The sequence below is a fragment of the Acidovorax sp. HMWF018 genome (assembly GCF_003061035.1).
GTDB lineage: Bacteria > Pseudomonadota > Gammaproteobacteria > Burkholderiales > Burkholderiaceae_C > Acidovorax > Acidovorax delafieldii.
The window spans coordinates 1-12994 of record NZ_QAIM01000069.1; the positions used below are offsets into that span (position 1 = coordinate 1).

At 63.3% G+C, this 12994-nt stretch carries 17 protein-coding genes; 11 read left to right on the plus strand and 6 right to left on the minus strand.

Annotated features, from left to right (window positions below; all coding sequences use genetic code 11):
* Nucleotides 1–244: 244 nt before the first annotated feature.
* Both DBR23_RS02415 and DBR23_RS02420 read right to left on the minus strand, forming a co-directional pair.
* Complete coding sequence (locus DBR23_RS02415) at nt 245–730, minus strand: peroxiredoxin (protein WP_015013251.1); 486 nt, start codon at nt 728–730, stop codon at nt 245–247.
* A 224-nt stretch (nt 731–954) separates the two neighbouring features.
* The gene (locus DBR23_RS02420; RefSeq protein WP_056061493.1) at nt 955–1326 is read right to left on the minus strand and encodes an Mth938-like domain-containing protein; all 372 of its coding nucleotides are present in this window, start codon (nt 1324–1326) and stop codon (nt 955–957) included.
* Nucleotides 1327–1475: 149 nt separating this feature from the next.
* Here DBR23_RS02420 and DBR23_RS02425 point away from each other — a divergent pair, with 149 nt between their 5' ends.
* The 8 genes from DBR23_RS02425 to moaD all read left to right on the plus strand — a co-directional run bounded on the left by DBR23_RS02425 (nt 1476) and on the right by moaD (nt 9231).
* The gene (locus DBR23_RS02425) at nt 1476–2723 is read left to right on the plus strand and encodes a pyridoxal phosphate-dependent aminotransferase (RefSeq protein WP_056061495.1); all 1248 of its coding nucleotides are present in this window, start codon (nt 1476–1478) and stop codon (nt 2721–2723) included.
* Nucleotides 2724–2760: 37 nt separating this feature from the next.
* Nucleotides 2761–3789, plus strand: a complete 1029-nt coding sequence (locus DBR23_RS02430) for a DUF1176 domain-containing protein (protein ID WP_108497197.1) — start codon at nt 2761–2763, stop codon at nt 3787–3789.
* A gap of 72 nt (nt 3790–3861) precedes the next feature.
* Nucleotides 3862–5196, plus strand: a complete 1335-nt coding sequence (locus tag DBR23_RS02435) for a homoserine dehydrogenase (RefSeq protein WP_108497198.1) — start codon at nt 3862–3864, stop codon at nt 5194–5196.
* 35 nt (nt 5197–5231) lie between these two features.
* The gene (locus tag DBR23_RS02440) at nt 5232–5546 is read left to right on the plus strand and encodes a hypothetical protein (RefSeq protein ID WP_056061506.1); all 315 of its coding nucleotides are present in this window, start codon (nt 5232–5234) and stop codon (nt 5544–5546) included.
* 39 nt (nt 5547–5585) lie between these two features.
* Nucleotides 5586–7031, plus strand: a complete 1446-nt coding sequence (thrC, locus tag DBR23_RS02445) for a threonine synthase (protein WP_108497199.1) — start codon at nt 5586–5588, stop codon at nt 7029–7031.
* Nucleotides 7032–7175: 144 nt separating this feature from the next.
* A complete protein-coding gene (mobB, locus tag DBR23_RS02450) occupies nt 7176–7745 on the plus strand; it encodes a molybdopterin-guanine dinucleotide biosynthesis protein B (RefSeq protein ID WP_108497200.1) in 570 nt (189 codons plus the stop codon).
* Nucleotides 7730–8983, plus strand: coding sequence for a gephyrin-like molybdotransferase Glp (gene glp, locus DBR23_RS02455; RefSeq protein WP_108497201.1), 1254 nt, complete (start codon nt 7730–7732; stop codon nt 8981–8983). Before mobB ends, glp begins: the two co-directional genes overlap by 16 nt.
* The gene (gene moaD, locus DBR23_RS02460) at nt 8980–9231 is read left to right on the plus strand and encodes a molybdopterin converting factor subunit 1 (RefSeq protein ID WP_099729731.1); all 252 of its coding nucleotides are present in this window, start codon (nt 8980–8982) and stop codon (nt 9229–9231) included. Before glp ends, moaD begins: the two co-directional genes overlap by 4 nt.
* A gap of 33 nt (nt 9232–9264) precedes the next feature.
* Here moaD and dapA read toward each other — a convergent pair whose 3' ends face one another.
* The 3 genes from dapA to DBR23_RS02475 form a co-directional block, all read right to left on the minus strand.
* Nucleotides 9265–10143 (minus strand): 4-hydroxy-tetrahydrodipicolinate synthase, encoded by an 879-nt coding sequence (dapA, locus tag DBR23_RS02465; protein WP_108497202.1) that lies wholly within the window; start codon nt 10141–10143, stop codon nt 9265–9267.
* Between the two features lie 272 nt (nt 10144–10415).
* Nucleotides 10416–10775, minus strand: coding sequence for a hypothetical protein (locus DBR23_RS02470; RefSeq protein ID WP_108497203.1), 360 nt, complete (start codon nt 10773–10775; stop codon nt 10416–10418).
* A gap of 7 nt (nt 10776–10782) precedes the next feature.
* Nucleotides 10783–11037 (minus strand): hypothetical protein, encoded by a 255-nt coding sequence (locus DBR23_RS02475; protein ID WP_056061527.1) that lies wholly within the window; start codon nt 11035–11037, stop codon nt 10783–10785.
* An 87-nt stretch (nt 11038–11124) separates the two neighbouring features.
* On the opposite strand from DBR23_RS02475, the gene DBR23_RS02480 reads away from it, so the two are divergent.
* Nucleotides 11125–11355 carry a hypothetical protein gene (locus DBR23_RS02480; RefSeq protein ID WP_056061531.1) on the plus strand — a complete coding sequence of 77 codons (231 nt, stop codon included), beginning with the start codon at nt 11125–11127 and terminating at the stop codon, nt 11353–11355.
* A gap of 48 nt (nt 11356–11403) precedes the next feature.
* Nucleotides 11404–11880: a molybdenum cofactor biosynthesis protein MoaE gene (locus tag DBR23_RS02485; RefSeq protein ID WP_056061533.1), complete on the plus strand. Its 477-nt coding sequence runs from the start codon at nt 11404–11406 to the stop codon at nt 11878–11880.
* A gap of 94 nt (nt 11881–11974) precedes the next feature.
* On the opposite strand, the gene DBR23_RS02490 is transcribed toward DBR23_RS02485, so the two are convergent.
* Nucleotides 11975–12241 carry a hypothetical protein gene (locus DBR23_RS02490; protein WP_233250237.1) on the minus strand — a complete coding sequence of 89 codons (267 nt, stop codon included), beginning with the start codon at nt 12239–12241 and terminating at the stop codon, nt 11975–11977.
* Between the two features lie 383 nt (nt 12242–12624).
* Between DBR23_RS02490 and rpsO the strand changes: the two genes are divergently transcribed.
* Nucleotides 12625–12891, plus strand: a complete 267-nt coding sequence (gene rpsO, locus DBR23_RS02495) for a 30S ribosomal protein S15 (RefSeq protein WP_005793232.1) — start codon at nt 12625–12627, stop codon at nt 12889–12891.
* Nucleotides 12892–12994 lie beyond the last annotated feature (103 nt).

Genomic DNA, 12994 nt, shown 5'->3' on the forward strand with positions numbered 1-12994 from the left:
GGGCATGGTGGCAGGGCCTCGGTCGGTAAAGGGATAACGGATGGGGTCAGAAAGCAAAAAGCCGCCTGGAGGCCAAGGCGGCTTTTTGGATGGGTGCTAACGGTGCAAGAACCAGGGGCATTGATCCATTATGCCCACTCCATGTGTCTTGCCAGGGCAAAACGGGCGGTGTGTCGCGTGGATGCTCCAGTGCCCTTTGGTGGATTGCAACGGTCGCCGGCGCTGATGCGATCAGGTTGTCCGCTCAGGCGGCCTTTTTCAGGGCCTTGAGGGATTTGACGGTCTTGAGGACTTCGTCCACATGGCCTGGTACCTTGAGGCCGCGCCACTCTTGCACCAACAGGCCATCGGGGCCGATCAGGAAGGTGCTGCGCTCGATGCCCTTGACCTTCTTGCCGTACATGATCTTGTTCTTGACCACACCGAACATGTGGCACATCTTTTCTTCGGTGTCGGCAATCAGCTCGAACGGCAGTTCCAGCTTTTCCTTGAAGTCGTCGTGCGACTTCATGTTGTCGCGCGAGACACCGAACACGGCTGCGCCAGCTTTCACGAAATCCTTGTACTTGTCGCGAAACTGCATGGCCTCCGTGGTGCAGCCCGGCGTGTTGTCCTTGGGATAGAAGTAGAGAACCAGAATTTGGCCAAGGTGGGAGGTGTTGGAGACCTTGATACCACCGGTTGCGTTGGCTTCAAATTCAGGGAGGGGTTTGTTGACAACGATCGCCATATCACTTCAATCTCTCAGGATGTAGTCGTTGGTAAGCCGGGGGAGTGGGTGTGTTATTGCTCTTGGTGGTGCCCCCGACCGCAACCGGTGATTTTACCCTGAAATCGGTTCCCGGCCAAATGTAAGACAGTGTGTCCTGCGTGGGGTGGCGGGCACTTTGGCACGGCCGTGCATAAGTGGCATTCCCGGTGCGCCCGACTTTGAGGCAGGCCGTGAGCGCGCGTTCAGACTTCCAGAATCAGGGCTGCGACCACGTTGCGTCCTTCGCTCGCCAGGATGTTGTAGGTGCGGCATGCTGCCTGGGTGTCCATGGTCTCCAGCCCGAGCCGCCGCGCTATCAGGGGAGCCAGCCATGCGGGCGGGGGAAAACGATTGCGCAGCCCGCTGCCAAAAATGACCAGTTCGGTTTCCAGCCCGGCCAACTGGGCGAAATGCTCCGGGGTCAGATCCTCAAAGCGGGAGCAGGGCCAGGGCTGGCGGAGGCCTGCCGACCCGATGATGACGCTGTGGGTGATCTTGTCGGCGTCGATGCCGATCCAGCCGGGGCCGTAGCCGCTGATGGTCTGAGCGTTGGAGCGGTCGGGCTGGAATTTCATGGCAGGAAGTGGTGGGCCTCGGGTGCTGCGGGGTGTGGCAGCGGCGCCCGGCGCCAGGGGATGGCAACGGTTCTGTGGTCAAATTATAGGTTTCGCCTGAGGGCGCCGGCTCCGGCGGCCTCCAGACCCCACCGCACTACTGTCAGCGCATGAAAACCGTCCAAAAATCCGCCAAGCTCGCCAATGTTTGCTACGACATCCGGGGCCCGATCATGGACGCGGCCAAGCAGATGGAGGAGGATGGGCACAAGATCATCAAGCTCAACATCGGCAATCTGGCGGTGTTTGGCTTTGATGCCCCCGAAGAAATCCAGCAGGACATGATCCGCAACCTGCCCAACTCGGCGGGCTACTCGGACAGCAAAGGCATCTTCGCCGCCCGCAAGGCCGTGATGCACGAGACCCAGAAGCAGGGCATCAAGGGCGTGGCGCTGGATGACATCTACCTGGGCAACGGCGCCAGCGAACTGATCGTTATGGCCACCAACGCGTTGCTGGACACGGGCGATGAGTTGCTGCTGCCATCGCCCGACTACCCGCTGTGGACCGCTGCGGCCAGCCTGTCGGGCGGCACGCCGGTGCACTACCTGTGCGATGAGGCCAATGGCTGGATGCCCGACCTGGAAGACATCCGCGCCAAGATCACGCCGCGTACCAAAGGCATCGTGGTCATCAACCCCAACAACCCCACGGGTGCGCTGTACTCGGTCGAGTTGCTCAAGGGCATCGTGGCCATCGCCCGCGAACACGGCCTGGTGATCTTTGCGGACGAGGTGTACGACAAGGTGTTGTACGACGGCGCCAAGCACACGGCCATCGGCTCGCTGAGCGAGGATGTGCTTACGCTCACCTTCAACTCGCTGTCCAAAAGCTACCGGTCCTGCGGTTACCGCGCTGGCTGGCTGGTGGTGTCGGGCGACAAGAAGCCTGCCAAGGACTACATCGAGGGCCTGAACATGCTCTCGAACATGCGCCTTTGTGCCAACGTGCCCGGCCAGTGGGCCGTGCAGACGGCGCTGGGTGGTTACCAGAGCATCAACGAACTGGTCTGTGAGGGTGGCCGCCTGCGCAAGCAGCGTGATCTGGCCTATGAACTGATCACGGCCATCCCGGGCGTGACCTGTGTGAAACCTCAGGCCGCGCTGTACATGTTCCCGCGCCTCGACCCGGCGGTGTATCCCATCGAGGACGACCAGCAGTTCTTCCTGGAGTTGCTGCAGGAGACGAAGGTCATGCTGGTGCAGGGCACGGGTTTCAACTGGCCTGCTCCGGACCATTTCCGCATCGTGTTCCTGCCCCATGAAGACGACCTGCGCGATGCCATTGGCCGCGTGGCGCGCTTCCTGGAGCAATACCGAAAGCGCAAGCAGACCGCTGCGGCAGCCGTCGCGGCCTGATCCGTCGCGTTGCCCAGAAGACAAGGCGATACGCTCCATGCAAAGACCCTCCGTTCTTGACCTGGCCCGGCATGTCGCCGCCTGCGTGCTGGTGGCGGCGGGCTTGCTCGACACTGTGCACGCTGCCGACAAGGGCAAGGAGCCCGTGAGCTTCCAGCACAAGGACTGGGCCTTGCAATGCGACAACACCCGCACTTGCAGGGCCGTGGGTTACCAGTCGGAGAGTGGCGAGTCGGAGCCGGTCTCCATGCGCCTGACCCGCGAGGCAGGACCTGACACGCCGGTGCTGGTGGACCTGCAGGTGTCCACCGAGAAAGCCACTCCAGCGTCGCTGCACCTCAAGGTGGGCACACTGTCTTTGCCAGGGCTCAAGGGCGACACACCCAGCGTGCCTGCAGCGCAGGTGCCCCGCCTGCTGCAGGAGCTGCTCAAGAACGAAGAGGCCACGGTGGCCGTTGGCAAGGACCGTTGGGTGCTGTCACTGGCGGGTGTCACCGCGGTTCTGCTCAAGATGGACGAGGCCCAAGGCAGGGTGGGCACACCGGGCGCTTTGGTGCGCAAGGGCACGAAGCCAGAGGCTTCCGTGCTGCCGTCTTTGCCTGCCCCGGTCATCAAGACTGTGACCCCGATGCCTGCGCGCAAGGGGGATGCCGCACTGGCCAAGCCGCTGGTGGCTGCGCTGGGCCGCGCCAGTACCGAAGGCCAGTGCAACGGCGACGATGCGTTCAACCCCGCCAATGTGCAGGTCTACCGGCTCACGGAGCGCAAGGTGCTGCTGTCCGTGCCCTGTGGCATGGGCGCTTACAACTTCAGCAGTCTGCTGTGGGTGGCCAACGACCGCCCGCCCTACAAGCCAGAGCCCTTGCAGGACGTGGACGGCGATTTCGATCCGGCCTCGGGCACGGTGCATTCGGCAATGAAGGGCCGGGGCATTGGCGACTGCTGGTGGGTGCGTGAGTGGCAGTTCGACGGCCAGGGTTTTGTGCTGCGCGGCGAGTCTGGCGACGGCATGTGCCGTGGCTTTGCGGGTGGCGCCTGGCAGTTGCCGACCTATGTCACGCGTTGAGGGATCTGCTGCTCGACACCGCGCCCTCTACATCCCTCCCGAATCATTGTTTTTCTTTCTCTTCCCATTGCTATGAAACCCATCCAAGTAGGCCTTCTGGGCATCGGCACCGTCGGCAGCGGCGTGTTCAACGTGTTGCAGCGCAACCAGGACGAGATCAGCCGCCGTGCTGGACGTGGCATCGAGATCACCATGGTGGCGGACCTGGACGTAGCGCGCGCCAAGGCTGTGGTGGGTGACGGCATCCAGGTCGTCAACGACGCCCGTGCCATCATCGCCAACCCCGACATCGATATCGTGATCGAGTTGATTGGCGGCTACGGCATCGCACGTGCACTGGTGCTCGAAGCCATTGCTGCAGGCAAGCATGTGGTCACCGCCAACAAGGCGCTGCTGGCCGTGCATGGCACCGAGATTTTTGCGGCCGCATCGGCCAAGGGTGTGATGGTGGCCTTCGAGGCCGCCGTGGCTGGTGGCATTCCCATCATCAAGGCGCTGCGCGAAGGCCTCACGGCCAACCGCATCCAGTGGATCGCCGGCATCATCAACGGCACCACCAACTTCATCCTGTCCGAGATGCGCAGCAAGGGCCTGGACTTCGACGTGGTGCTCAAAGAAGCGCAACGCCTGGGTTACGCCGAAGCCGACCCCACCTTCGACATTGAAGGCGTGGATGCCGCGCACAAGGTGACGTTGATGAGCGCCATCGCTTTCGGCATCCCGGTGCAGTTCGACAAGGCCTATGTGGAAGGCATCACCAAGCTCTCCGCCGCCGACATCAAATACGCAGAACAACTGGGCTACCGCATCAAGCTGCTGGGCATCACCAAGCGCGCCGAAAAGGGCATCGAGCTGCGCGTGCACCCGAGCCTCGTACCCTCCAAGCGCCTGATCGCCAACGTCGAAGGCGCGATGAACGCCGTGGTGGTGCAGGGCGATGCCGTGGGCACCACGCTGTACTACGGCAAGGGCGCAGGCAGTGAGCCCACCGCCAGTGCAGTGATCGCCGACCTGGTAGACATCGCCCGCCTGCACACGGCCGACCCTGAACACCGCGTGCCGCACCTGGCCTTCCAGGCCAACACGCTGCAGGGCGCCATGGACCAGCTGCCCGTGCTGCCGATGAGCGAAGTGGTCACCAGCTACTACCTGCGCTTGCGCGTCGCCGACCAGGCTGGCGTGCTGGCCAAGGTCACCGGCCTGCTGGCCGAGGCCGGCGTGAGCATCGATGCCGTGCTGCAGCGCGAGGCTGACGAAGTGGGCGGCGAGGGATCGACGCAGACCGACCTGATCATCCTGACCCACGACACCCGCGAAGGCACGATGGATGCCGTCATTGCACAAATGCAGGCGCTGCCGACCGTGCTGGCACCCATCACGCGCATTCGTAAGGAAGAACTCAACTGATGATGGGCCACGCCACACCATGATGCTGCCTCGCCATGCCCACTCTGGTTGCCGCCCTCACGCTGTCGGCGCTGCTCAAGATGGCGCATGTCGATCTGCCGCGCTGGCATCTGGCGTTCTGGTTCGGCCTGCTGGTCGCATTGGCCCTGTTCGGGGCCATGTCGCGCACGCAGGCCCTGCTCAACGGGGTGGGCAGCTTTCTGGCCGCGTGGCTGTACTTTGTTCTGCTGGAGCGCACCGACAACCGCCAGGACCGGGCACTGCACTGGCTCATCCTGATCGGCGGGTTCTTCCTGCTGATCGCCTCGCGTCTCTACATTGACATCCGTGTGTACGGCATCAGCTTTTAGCCAGTTCACCACCTTCACCGATACCGACGGGAATCCTTCATGAAGTACCTCAGCACCCGCGGCCATGCAGACCGCAAACAGTTCTGCGACATCCTGCTCGAAGGCTTGGCGCCCGATGGTGGCCTGTACCTGCCCGAGCATTACCCGCAGGTGGATGACGCCATGCTCACGCGCCTGCGCAAGGCCTACCACGAGCAAGGCTACGCCGAGCTGGCGTTCCAGATCCTGTCGCTCTACATCGACGACATTCCTGCCACCGATTTGAAGGCCATCTGCGCCAAGACGTACACCGCCGAAGTATTTGGCACGGGCGAGATCGTGCCCCTGCGCCACCTCGAAAACAGTCTGTGGCTCGAAGCCCTGTCCAACGGTCCCACGCTGGCCTTCAAGGACATGGCCATGCAGCTGCTGGGCAACCTGTTCGAGTACGAGCTCAAGCGCCGCGGCGAGCAGCTCAACATCCTGGGCGCGACCAGTGGCGACACCGGCAGCGCCGCCGAATACGCGATGCGCGGCAAAGAGGGCGTGCGTGTCTTCATGACCAGCCCGCACGGCCGCATGAGCGCGTTCCAGCAGGCGCAGATGTTCAGCCTGCAGGACGAGAACATCCACAACATCGCCATCGAAGGTGTGTTCGACGACTGCCAGGACATTGTCAAGGCCGTCTCCAATGACCACGCCTTCAAGCACAAGTACAAGATCGGCACCGTCAACTCCATCAACTGGGCGCGCCTGCTGGCACAGGTGGTGTACTACTTTGCGGGCTACATCCAGGCCACCGAGACTAACAACCAGAAGGTGAGTTTCACGGTGCCATCGGGCAACTTTGGCAACGTGTGCGCGGGCCATGTGGCGCGCATGATGGGCCTGCCCATTGCCAAGCTGGTGGTGGCCACCAATGAGAACGACGTGCTCGACGAGTTCTTCCGCACCGGCGTGTACCGCGTGCGCAGCAGTGCCGACACGCACGAGACGTCCAGCCCTTCGATGGATATCAGCAAGGCCAGCAACTTCGAGCGTTTCATTTTCGACCTGCTGGGCCGCAACGGCCAACGTACCAAGGCCTTGTTCGGCGCTGCATTGCAAACCTACGGCCGCTTTGATTTGAGCGCGGAGCCGCTGTTTGCCGATGCCGCCACCAAATACGGTTTTGAAAGTGGCAAGAGCACCCACGCCGACCGCCTGGCCACGATCCGCGACAACTATCAGCGCCATGGCGTGACCATCGACACCCACACCGCCGACGGGGTGAAGGTGGCCCTGGAGCATCACCAAGACCCCAACGTACCGATGATCGTGCTGGAAACGGCGCTGCCCATCAAGTTTGCCGAGACCATCGTCGAAGCGCTGGGCCATGCGCCCGAGCGGCCTGCCAAGTTTGCAGGCATCGAAGACCTGCCCAAGCGTGTACAGGTGATGCCCGCCGATGTGGACTTGGTCAAGGCCTACATCGAACGCCATTGCTCCCCTGCAGCGTTGGGGTGAGTGGTCGGTACCTGCCTGTCCGCGTGAGCGGCCGGCAGATGCCGGGCGGGCCAGGACAGGGTCGTTTGTGGTCAATATTGCCCCGGGCGCTAGTCTGGTATGCACTTAAAGCTATAAATAACATAGCTAATCAAGGAGCAGTGGATGAAGGTTGTCGGTTTTGCCGGGTTTTCCGGCAGTGGCAAGACCACGCTGGTCGAGCAGTTGATCCCCGCGCTGCGGCTGCGGGGCCTGCGAGTGTCGGTGGTCAAGCATGCCCACCACAGTTTTGATGTGGACCACCCGGGCAAGGACACCTACCGCCACCGCGAGGCGGGGGCTTTCGAGGTGGTCGCTGCATCGGACAAGCGCCTGATGCTGGTGCGCGAGTTCGAGCAGCCCGCCACCCTCGGCGTGCACCACCTGCTGGCGGAGTTGTACCAGGGGGTGGACTGGGTGCTGGTGGAGGGTTTCAAGGACAGCGACCTGCTCAAGATCGAAGTCTGGCGAGCCCCCGAGCCAGGGCAAGTGGCCAAGCCCGTGCGTTACCCCGAAGACGACTTTGTGGTGGCTGTGGCCACTGATGCCCCCGAGAGCCTGCCGGTCGCCACGCAATTGCCCTTGCTGGACCTGAACGCACCCGACCAAGTGGTGGACTGGCTCATCCAGTACGAACACCGCTTTGAATACAACTGGGAACTGCACGGGGGGCTGCTGCCATGCGCCCCGCAATGAAGCCGCTCAAGCCGCTGGACGAGGCGCTGGCGGACCTGCTGGCGCACGCCCAGCTGCTGCCAGGCTCCGATACCGTCACCACCTTTGACGCCGACGGCCGCGTGCTGGCGCAAAGCTGTGTGTCGGCTCTGCAGGTGCCTCCCCAGGACAACAGCTCGATGGATGGTTACGCCGTGCGCTGCGCCGATGTGGCGGCGGCAGGGGTGGTGTTGCCGGTGTCCCAGCGCATTCCTGCCGGCAGTGCGGGCGACCCACTGCAGCCCGGCATGGCGGCGCGCATCTTCACCGGTGCGCCTGTGCCTGCAGGCGCCGATGCCATCCTGATGCAGGAAGACTGTGAAGCCCTTGCGGCGGCCGATGGCCTGGGCTCGGTGCGTATCAACGCCGTTCCCCAAGCCGGGCAGTGGATCCGCAGCGCGGGCGAAGACATCACCCGGGGTGCGGTGGTGCTGTCGGCTGGCACGCGTCTCACTCCGGCCGAACTGGGCCTGGCGGCCAGCATCGGTCAGCACCAGCTGCAGGTCGCGCGGCGCCCGCGCGTGGCGCTGTTTTCTACGGGCGATGAACTGGTCATGCCCGGCGAAGTCCCGCCCGAGCAGATGCGCCCCGGTGCCATCTACAACAGCAACCGCTTTTTCCTGCGTGCGATGCTGCTACGCCTGGGCTGCGAGGTGACCGATTTGGGCATCGTGCCCGACCGGCGCGAGGCCACCATCGACGCCCTGCGCCAGGCCAGCAGCGCGCACGACCTGATCCTGACCAGCGGGGGCGTGAGTGTGGGTGAGGAAGACCACATCAAGCCTGCTGTGGAGACTCTGGGCACGCTGGACCTGTGGCAGATCGCGATGAAGCCCGGCAAGCCGTTTGCCTATGGCCAGATCCCGCGTGAAGGCGGTGCTGCCCACTTCATGGGCCTGCCTGGCAACCCGGTGTCGAGCTTTCTGACCTTTGCGTTGCTGGTGCGGCCCTTTGTGCTGCGGCTGCAGGGCGTGCAGGACGTGACTCCGCAGACCGTGGCGATGCGTGCCGATTTCACCTGGCCCAAAGCCGATAAACGCCGCGAATTTCTGCGCGTGCGGCACAACGCGGCGGGCGGACTGGACCTGTTCAACAACCAGAGTTCGGGTGTGCTCACTTCGGCCGCCTGGGGTGATGGCGTGGTGGACAACCCGGCGGGCCAGACGATTGCGCCAGGCGATATGGTGCGGTTTATCGCGTTTTCGGAGTTGCTGGGATGAAGGTCTCTGTGCGCTACTTCGCCTCGATCCGTGAGGCCATTGGGCAAGGCAGCGAGGCGGTCGAAACCGCTGCCACCACGCTGGGTGCCTTGCGCGACGAGCTCATTGCACGCGGTGGTGCCCACGCCAGCAGCCTGGCGCGGGGCCGGGCCGTGCGCATGGCACTCAACCAGACCTTGAGCGACGAGTCCGCCACCCTGGCCGATGGGGCCGAGGTGGCTTTCTTCCCCCCGGTGACGGGCGGTTAGCTGGGGCGCTCCCGCGCTCGCCAGCACGTCACCTCAAAGCGCCTTCAAACGATCCTGCAGCGCCTTCGAGGCCGGCATCATCGGCGCGCGCAGTTCGCTGCGCATCCACCCTGCATGCGCCAGCATGGCCTTGAGCGGGGCAGGGTTGGGCTCTGCAAAACACGCTTCCACCCAGGGTTGCAAGGCCTGCCACAAATGACGGGCTGAGGGCAGGTCACCCTGACGCAGCAATGCCATCAACTCCACAAAACGCGGCGTCTGCCAGTGTGCACAGGCAGAGATGGCGCCTGCGCCGCCGAGGGCCAGCGTATGGAAAATCTGCGCGTCTTCGCCCGTCAGCACCTGCAGCCGGCCATCGGCGATCAGGGCCTGCGTCTTGGCCGTGTTGCCGCCACAGTCCTTGATGGCCTCTATGCGCGGATGTGCCGCCAGCGCCAGCAGCGTTTCGGTGGTGAGCGTGGCGCCTGTGCGGTACGGAATGTCGTAGATCAGCAGGGGCACCGCGCTGGCATCGGCCAGGGTGCGGAACCAGTGCAGCAGGCCCTCCTGCGAGGGGCGGATGTAGTGCGGGGCGGACACCAGCAGGCCTGCCACCGGGTAGTGTGCAAGGGCCTGCACCTGCTCCAGCACCTGGCCCTGGTGGTAGCCCGACACGCCCATCACCACGGGCAAACCCTGGGCGGCGCTGAGCACGGTATCCAGCACCTGCAGTTGCTCGGCCTTGTCGAGGGCCGCGGCCTCACCGGTCGAGCCGCAGGCAACGAAGCCCGCAACGCCGTCGGCACGCAGCCGGGTGGTGAGGGCGGCAAGGGCCGGGTGATCCACGGCGCCATCCTTGAACGGTGTGACCAAGGCGATCCAGAGCCCGCTGAACAGCGGCTGGTGGGAGGTAGCGGTATCGGTGGCAGACATGCGAAGCGTCCTTTCAGGGTTCGACCAGGGGAAGAACCGTCCGGAGGGAGCGCGCGCGGAATGCCAGGGAGTGAAAAGAGAAAAGGAAATTTCCCTACCAGGTGGTTCCGTCGCTCATCCGGACGGAACCACAGCTCCGGTCAGATGAGCTCTGGTTTTTTGGTTTTGCCCACGCACTGCAACGCCACCGCAGGTGCGGCGGTCGTGGCAAAGGTGGTGCGCGTGGACATGGGCCGCAGTATAGCCAAGTGCCCACCGTGTTCCAAGGTTGGTCAGCCTGCCTGCGGTGGCTGGGCAGCGTTGGCTGCAGATTCGGGCTGCGGCGGCACCAGCACGGGGCATTGCCACACCAGCAGCTCGGCCAGCCGGGTGACGATCCATGTCGCTTCTGCCACCGCCACGCCAGATTCGGCCGTGCACAGCCCCGCGTGGATGCGCTGCAGGATCTCGGTCTCGGAAGGCGCCTGCACGTGGTACAGCGTCTGCGCGTGCTCCACCAGATGGCCTGCCAGGTCTTCGCACAGTTCGTAGCGGGCGCGCACGCCGTTCGCCTTTTCCGTCAGGCGCCCTCGGGTGTCGGTGTAAACCGCCATGAAGGAGGGCGGCACGTGGATCTGGTTGTCGTCATCCATGGGGGGGTTAGTCGGGGGTGAACAGCCGTTCGAACTTGGCCTGATCGGAGGCCAGCTCGAAAGTCACCACCTGGCCCATTTTCATGTCCGACAGGCGGCAGGCACCAAACAGCGTCGTTTTGCCCGCCAGCTCCATCACATCCAAGTCAATGATGGCGTAGGGGTGGGGCACGAAGACCTGGTGCTCGAACACATCGCGGACCGTATTGCGCGGGGATGGGTAGAGCTTGTAGAGATCGGTCTGAATCGTTTGTGTGGCCATGGGTGGAAAGAGCTTGGAAGATCACGTACCGGATCGCATGCGGGTACAGTGCGGGCGAATCGTACAGACAAACGTTATTACCAATCTATGGCACGCAATAAAAGTGAATGGCCCGCCAAGGTGCTGGCGTTGGTTCGGGGCGGCAACCTGCCCGCTGCCATTGCTCAGATCAAGGTGGCACCGACCGTGGGCGACGTCACGCGGCTGCAGGCATTGCTGGCGCAGTTGCCCCCATCGCCCGCACTGGCGCAGTTGAACAAGGTGGTGGAGGAAGAGCGCGCCCTGCTGGCTGCACCACGGCTGCATCGTTCGCCCTGACGCGACTTCCTGTCTGAACTCCACACTCCCTGCTGAGAGCCTTTTGTCATGACCTTGCCCCGTGTTTCTATTCAGACCGAGGACTTTGACCTGTCCACCGAAATCGCTACCTTGCGTCGTGAGAACAAGGGTGTGGGCGCTGTCTGCAGCTTCGTTGGCACCGTCCGTGATCGCAACGAGGGGGATCAGGTGTCCTCCATGGAGTTGGAGCACTACCCTGGCATGACCGAAAAATCCATCGAAGCCATGGTGGACGAGGCCTTTCGGCGCTTCGATATTTTTGGCGCCCGCGTGATTCACCGCGTGGGCCTTCTGCAGCCCCTGGACCAGATCGTGCTGGTGGCAGTGACCAGTGCCCACCGGGGTCAGAGTTTTCAGGCCTGCGAGTTTTTGATGGACTACCTCAAGACCCAGGCGCCGTTCTGGAAAAAGGAGCAAACCTCACATGGCGCTCGCTGGGTGGATGCACGGGTGAGTGACGATGCAGCGCTCGCGCGCTGGGGGATCACAGCGGCCAACGCCTGAACAAGCCACGGCCTTTTCGCACCGCCGGCGCCACGCCCCGGGGTGTCTCTGAGGGATGCGGATGACTTCAGGCTTGGCAGCGTGGTGTGTGGGGTCACGGTTTGTGGGTGTATCCGAGGCAGGCGCCCGCATTGGCGCGCCCCTTGCACTCCCGATACAGCCGGCGGTCGCGTTCCGAGCGGCTCTCCTCGGATGAGCTTCGCTCCTGTTTCACCTTGGTGGATTTCTTTTTCTTGCTCACTTCGCTATGGCCGCTTTGGGTCGCATTTTTGGTGGTGGCGTGGCTTGCCCCGGTATGCAGCCCGAGGCCAAGGGCCAGCATCCACAAAAGCAGGGGAGCGATAACCTTGCGCAGTGCCACGTTGGTCGAGGGGTGGAGGGCCGGGGGGAATGGCATGTTGAGTGGTCCGGGGGAGTGAATGTTGGGATGCCGGGGCGCCGAGTGATCTTAAGGTGGGCTTGGGCTGCAATGCGTCGAGGCGGGCTCACTCCGATGAGGCCTGTGCTGCGGCGTATCCTCTACGCTACACCGGCGGCGAAGGGCGGCAGCAAGCCCCCTTGTTCTGGTCCGGCGAGATCGGGCTGGCAAGGTGCCTGTGGGCTGGTCAGAGGCGAATTGAGGGCCTCGGGTTATAATCTGCGGGTTTTGCATGGTGCAAGACGCACGCCTGCGGCCGTTCCAGCTGCTGGCGCAAGTAAAAACCATGGTCTTCCGCCTGCGGCAGGCCACATTCAAGGAAAAACATGATTGCATCCTCCATCAAGGCCGAAGTCGTCAAGGCGAACGCCCGTGCTGCCAATGACACTGGTAGCCCAGAAGTGCAAGTGGCCCTGCTGACCGCTCGCATCAACGAACTGACTCCCCACTTCAAGACGCACGCCAAGGACCACCATGGTCGCCGTGGCCTGCTGCGCATGGTGAGCCGCCGTCGCAAGCTGCTGGACTACCTGAAGGCCAAGGACGCTGACCGTTACACCGCGCTGATCGCCAAGTTGGGTCTGCGCAAGTAATCTTCATTGCATGCCAAAACGCCTGGGTTAGTCCGCTAGCTCAGGCGTTTTTTACTTCGGAGCCGCAAAACAGAGCGAAGCTGTGTCATTCCAATGAAGTTGT

Coding starts and splice junctions, on each gene's coding strand:
- DBR23_RS02485 (WP_056061533.1), top strand. CDS start 11,404: ATGACCTTGCCCCGTGTTTCTATTCAGACCGAGGACTTTGACCTGTCC.
- dapA (WP_108497202.1), bottom strand. CDS start 10,143: ATGTCTGCCACCGATACCGCTACCTCCCACCAGCCGCTGTTCAGCGGG.
- DBR23_RS02430 (WP_108497197.1), top strand. CDS start 2,761: ATGCAAAGACCCTCCGTTCTTGACCTGGCCCGGCATGTCGCCGCCTGC.
- DBR23_RS02470 (WP_108497203.1), bottom strand. CDS start 10,775: ATGGATGACGACAACCAGATCCACGTGCCGCCCTCCTTCATGGCGGTT.
- DBR23_RS02475 (WP_056061527.1), bottom strand. CDS start 11,037: ATGGCCACACAAACGATTCAGACCGATCTCTACAAGCTCTACCCATCC.
- moaD (WP_099729731.1), top strand. CDS start 8,980: ATGAAGGTCTCTGTGCGCTACTTCGCCTCGATCCGTGAGGCCATTGGG.
- DBR23_RS02440 (WP_056061506.1), top strand. CDS start 5,232: ATGCCCACTCTGGTTGCCGCCCTCACGCTGTCGGCGCTGCTCAAGATG.
- DBR23_RS02480 (WP_056061531.1), top strand. CDS start 11,125: ATGGCACGCAATAAAAGTGAATGGCCCGCCAAGGTGCTGGCGTTGGTT.
- DBR23_RS02415 (WP_015013251.1), bottom strand. CDS start 730: ATGGCGATCGTTGTCAACAAACCCCTCCCTGAATTTGAAGCCAACGCA.
- mobB (WP_108497200.1), top strand. CDS start 7,176: ATGAAGGTTGTCGGTTTTGCCGGGTTTTCCGGCAGTGGCAAGACCACG.
- DBR23_RS02425 (WP_056061495.1), top strand. CDS start 1,476: ATGAAAACCGTCCAAAAATCCGCCAAGCTCGCCAATGTTTGCTACGAC.
- thrC (WP_108497199.1), top strand. CDS start 5,586: ATGAAGTACCTCAGCACCCGCGGCCATGCAGACCGCAAACAGTTCTGC.
- DBR23_RS02420 (WP_056061493.1), bottom strand. CDS start 1,326: ATGAAATTCCAGCCCGACCGCTCCAACGCTCAGACCATCAGCGGCTAC.
- glp (WP_108497201.1), top strand. CDS start 7,730: ATGCGCCCCGCAATGAAGCCGCTCAAGCCGCTGGACGAGGCGCTGGCG.
- DBR23_RS02435 (WP_108497198.1), top strand. CDS start 3,862: ATGAAACCCATCCAAGTAGGCCTTCTGGGCATCGGCACCGTCGGCAGC.
- rpsO (WP_005793232.1), top strand. CDS start 12,625: ATGATTGCATCCTCCATCAAGGCCGAAGTCGTCAAGGCGAACGCCCGT.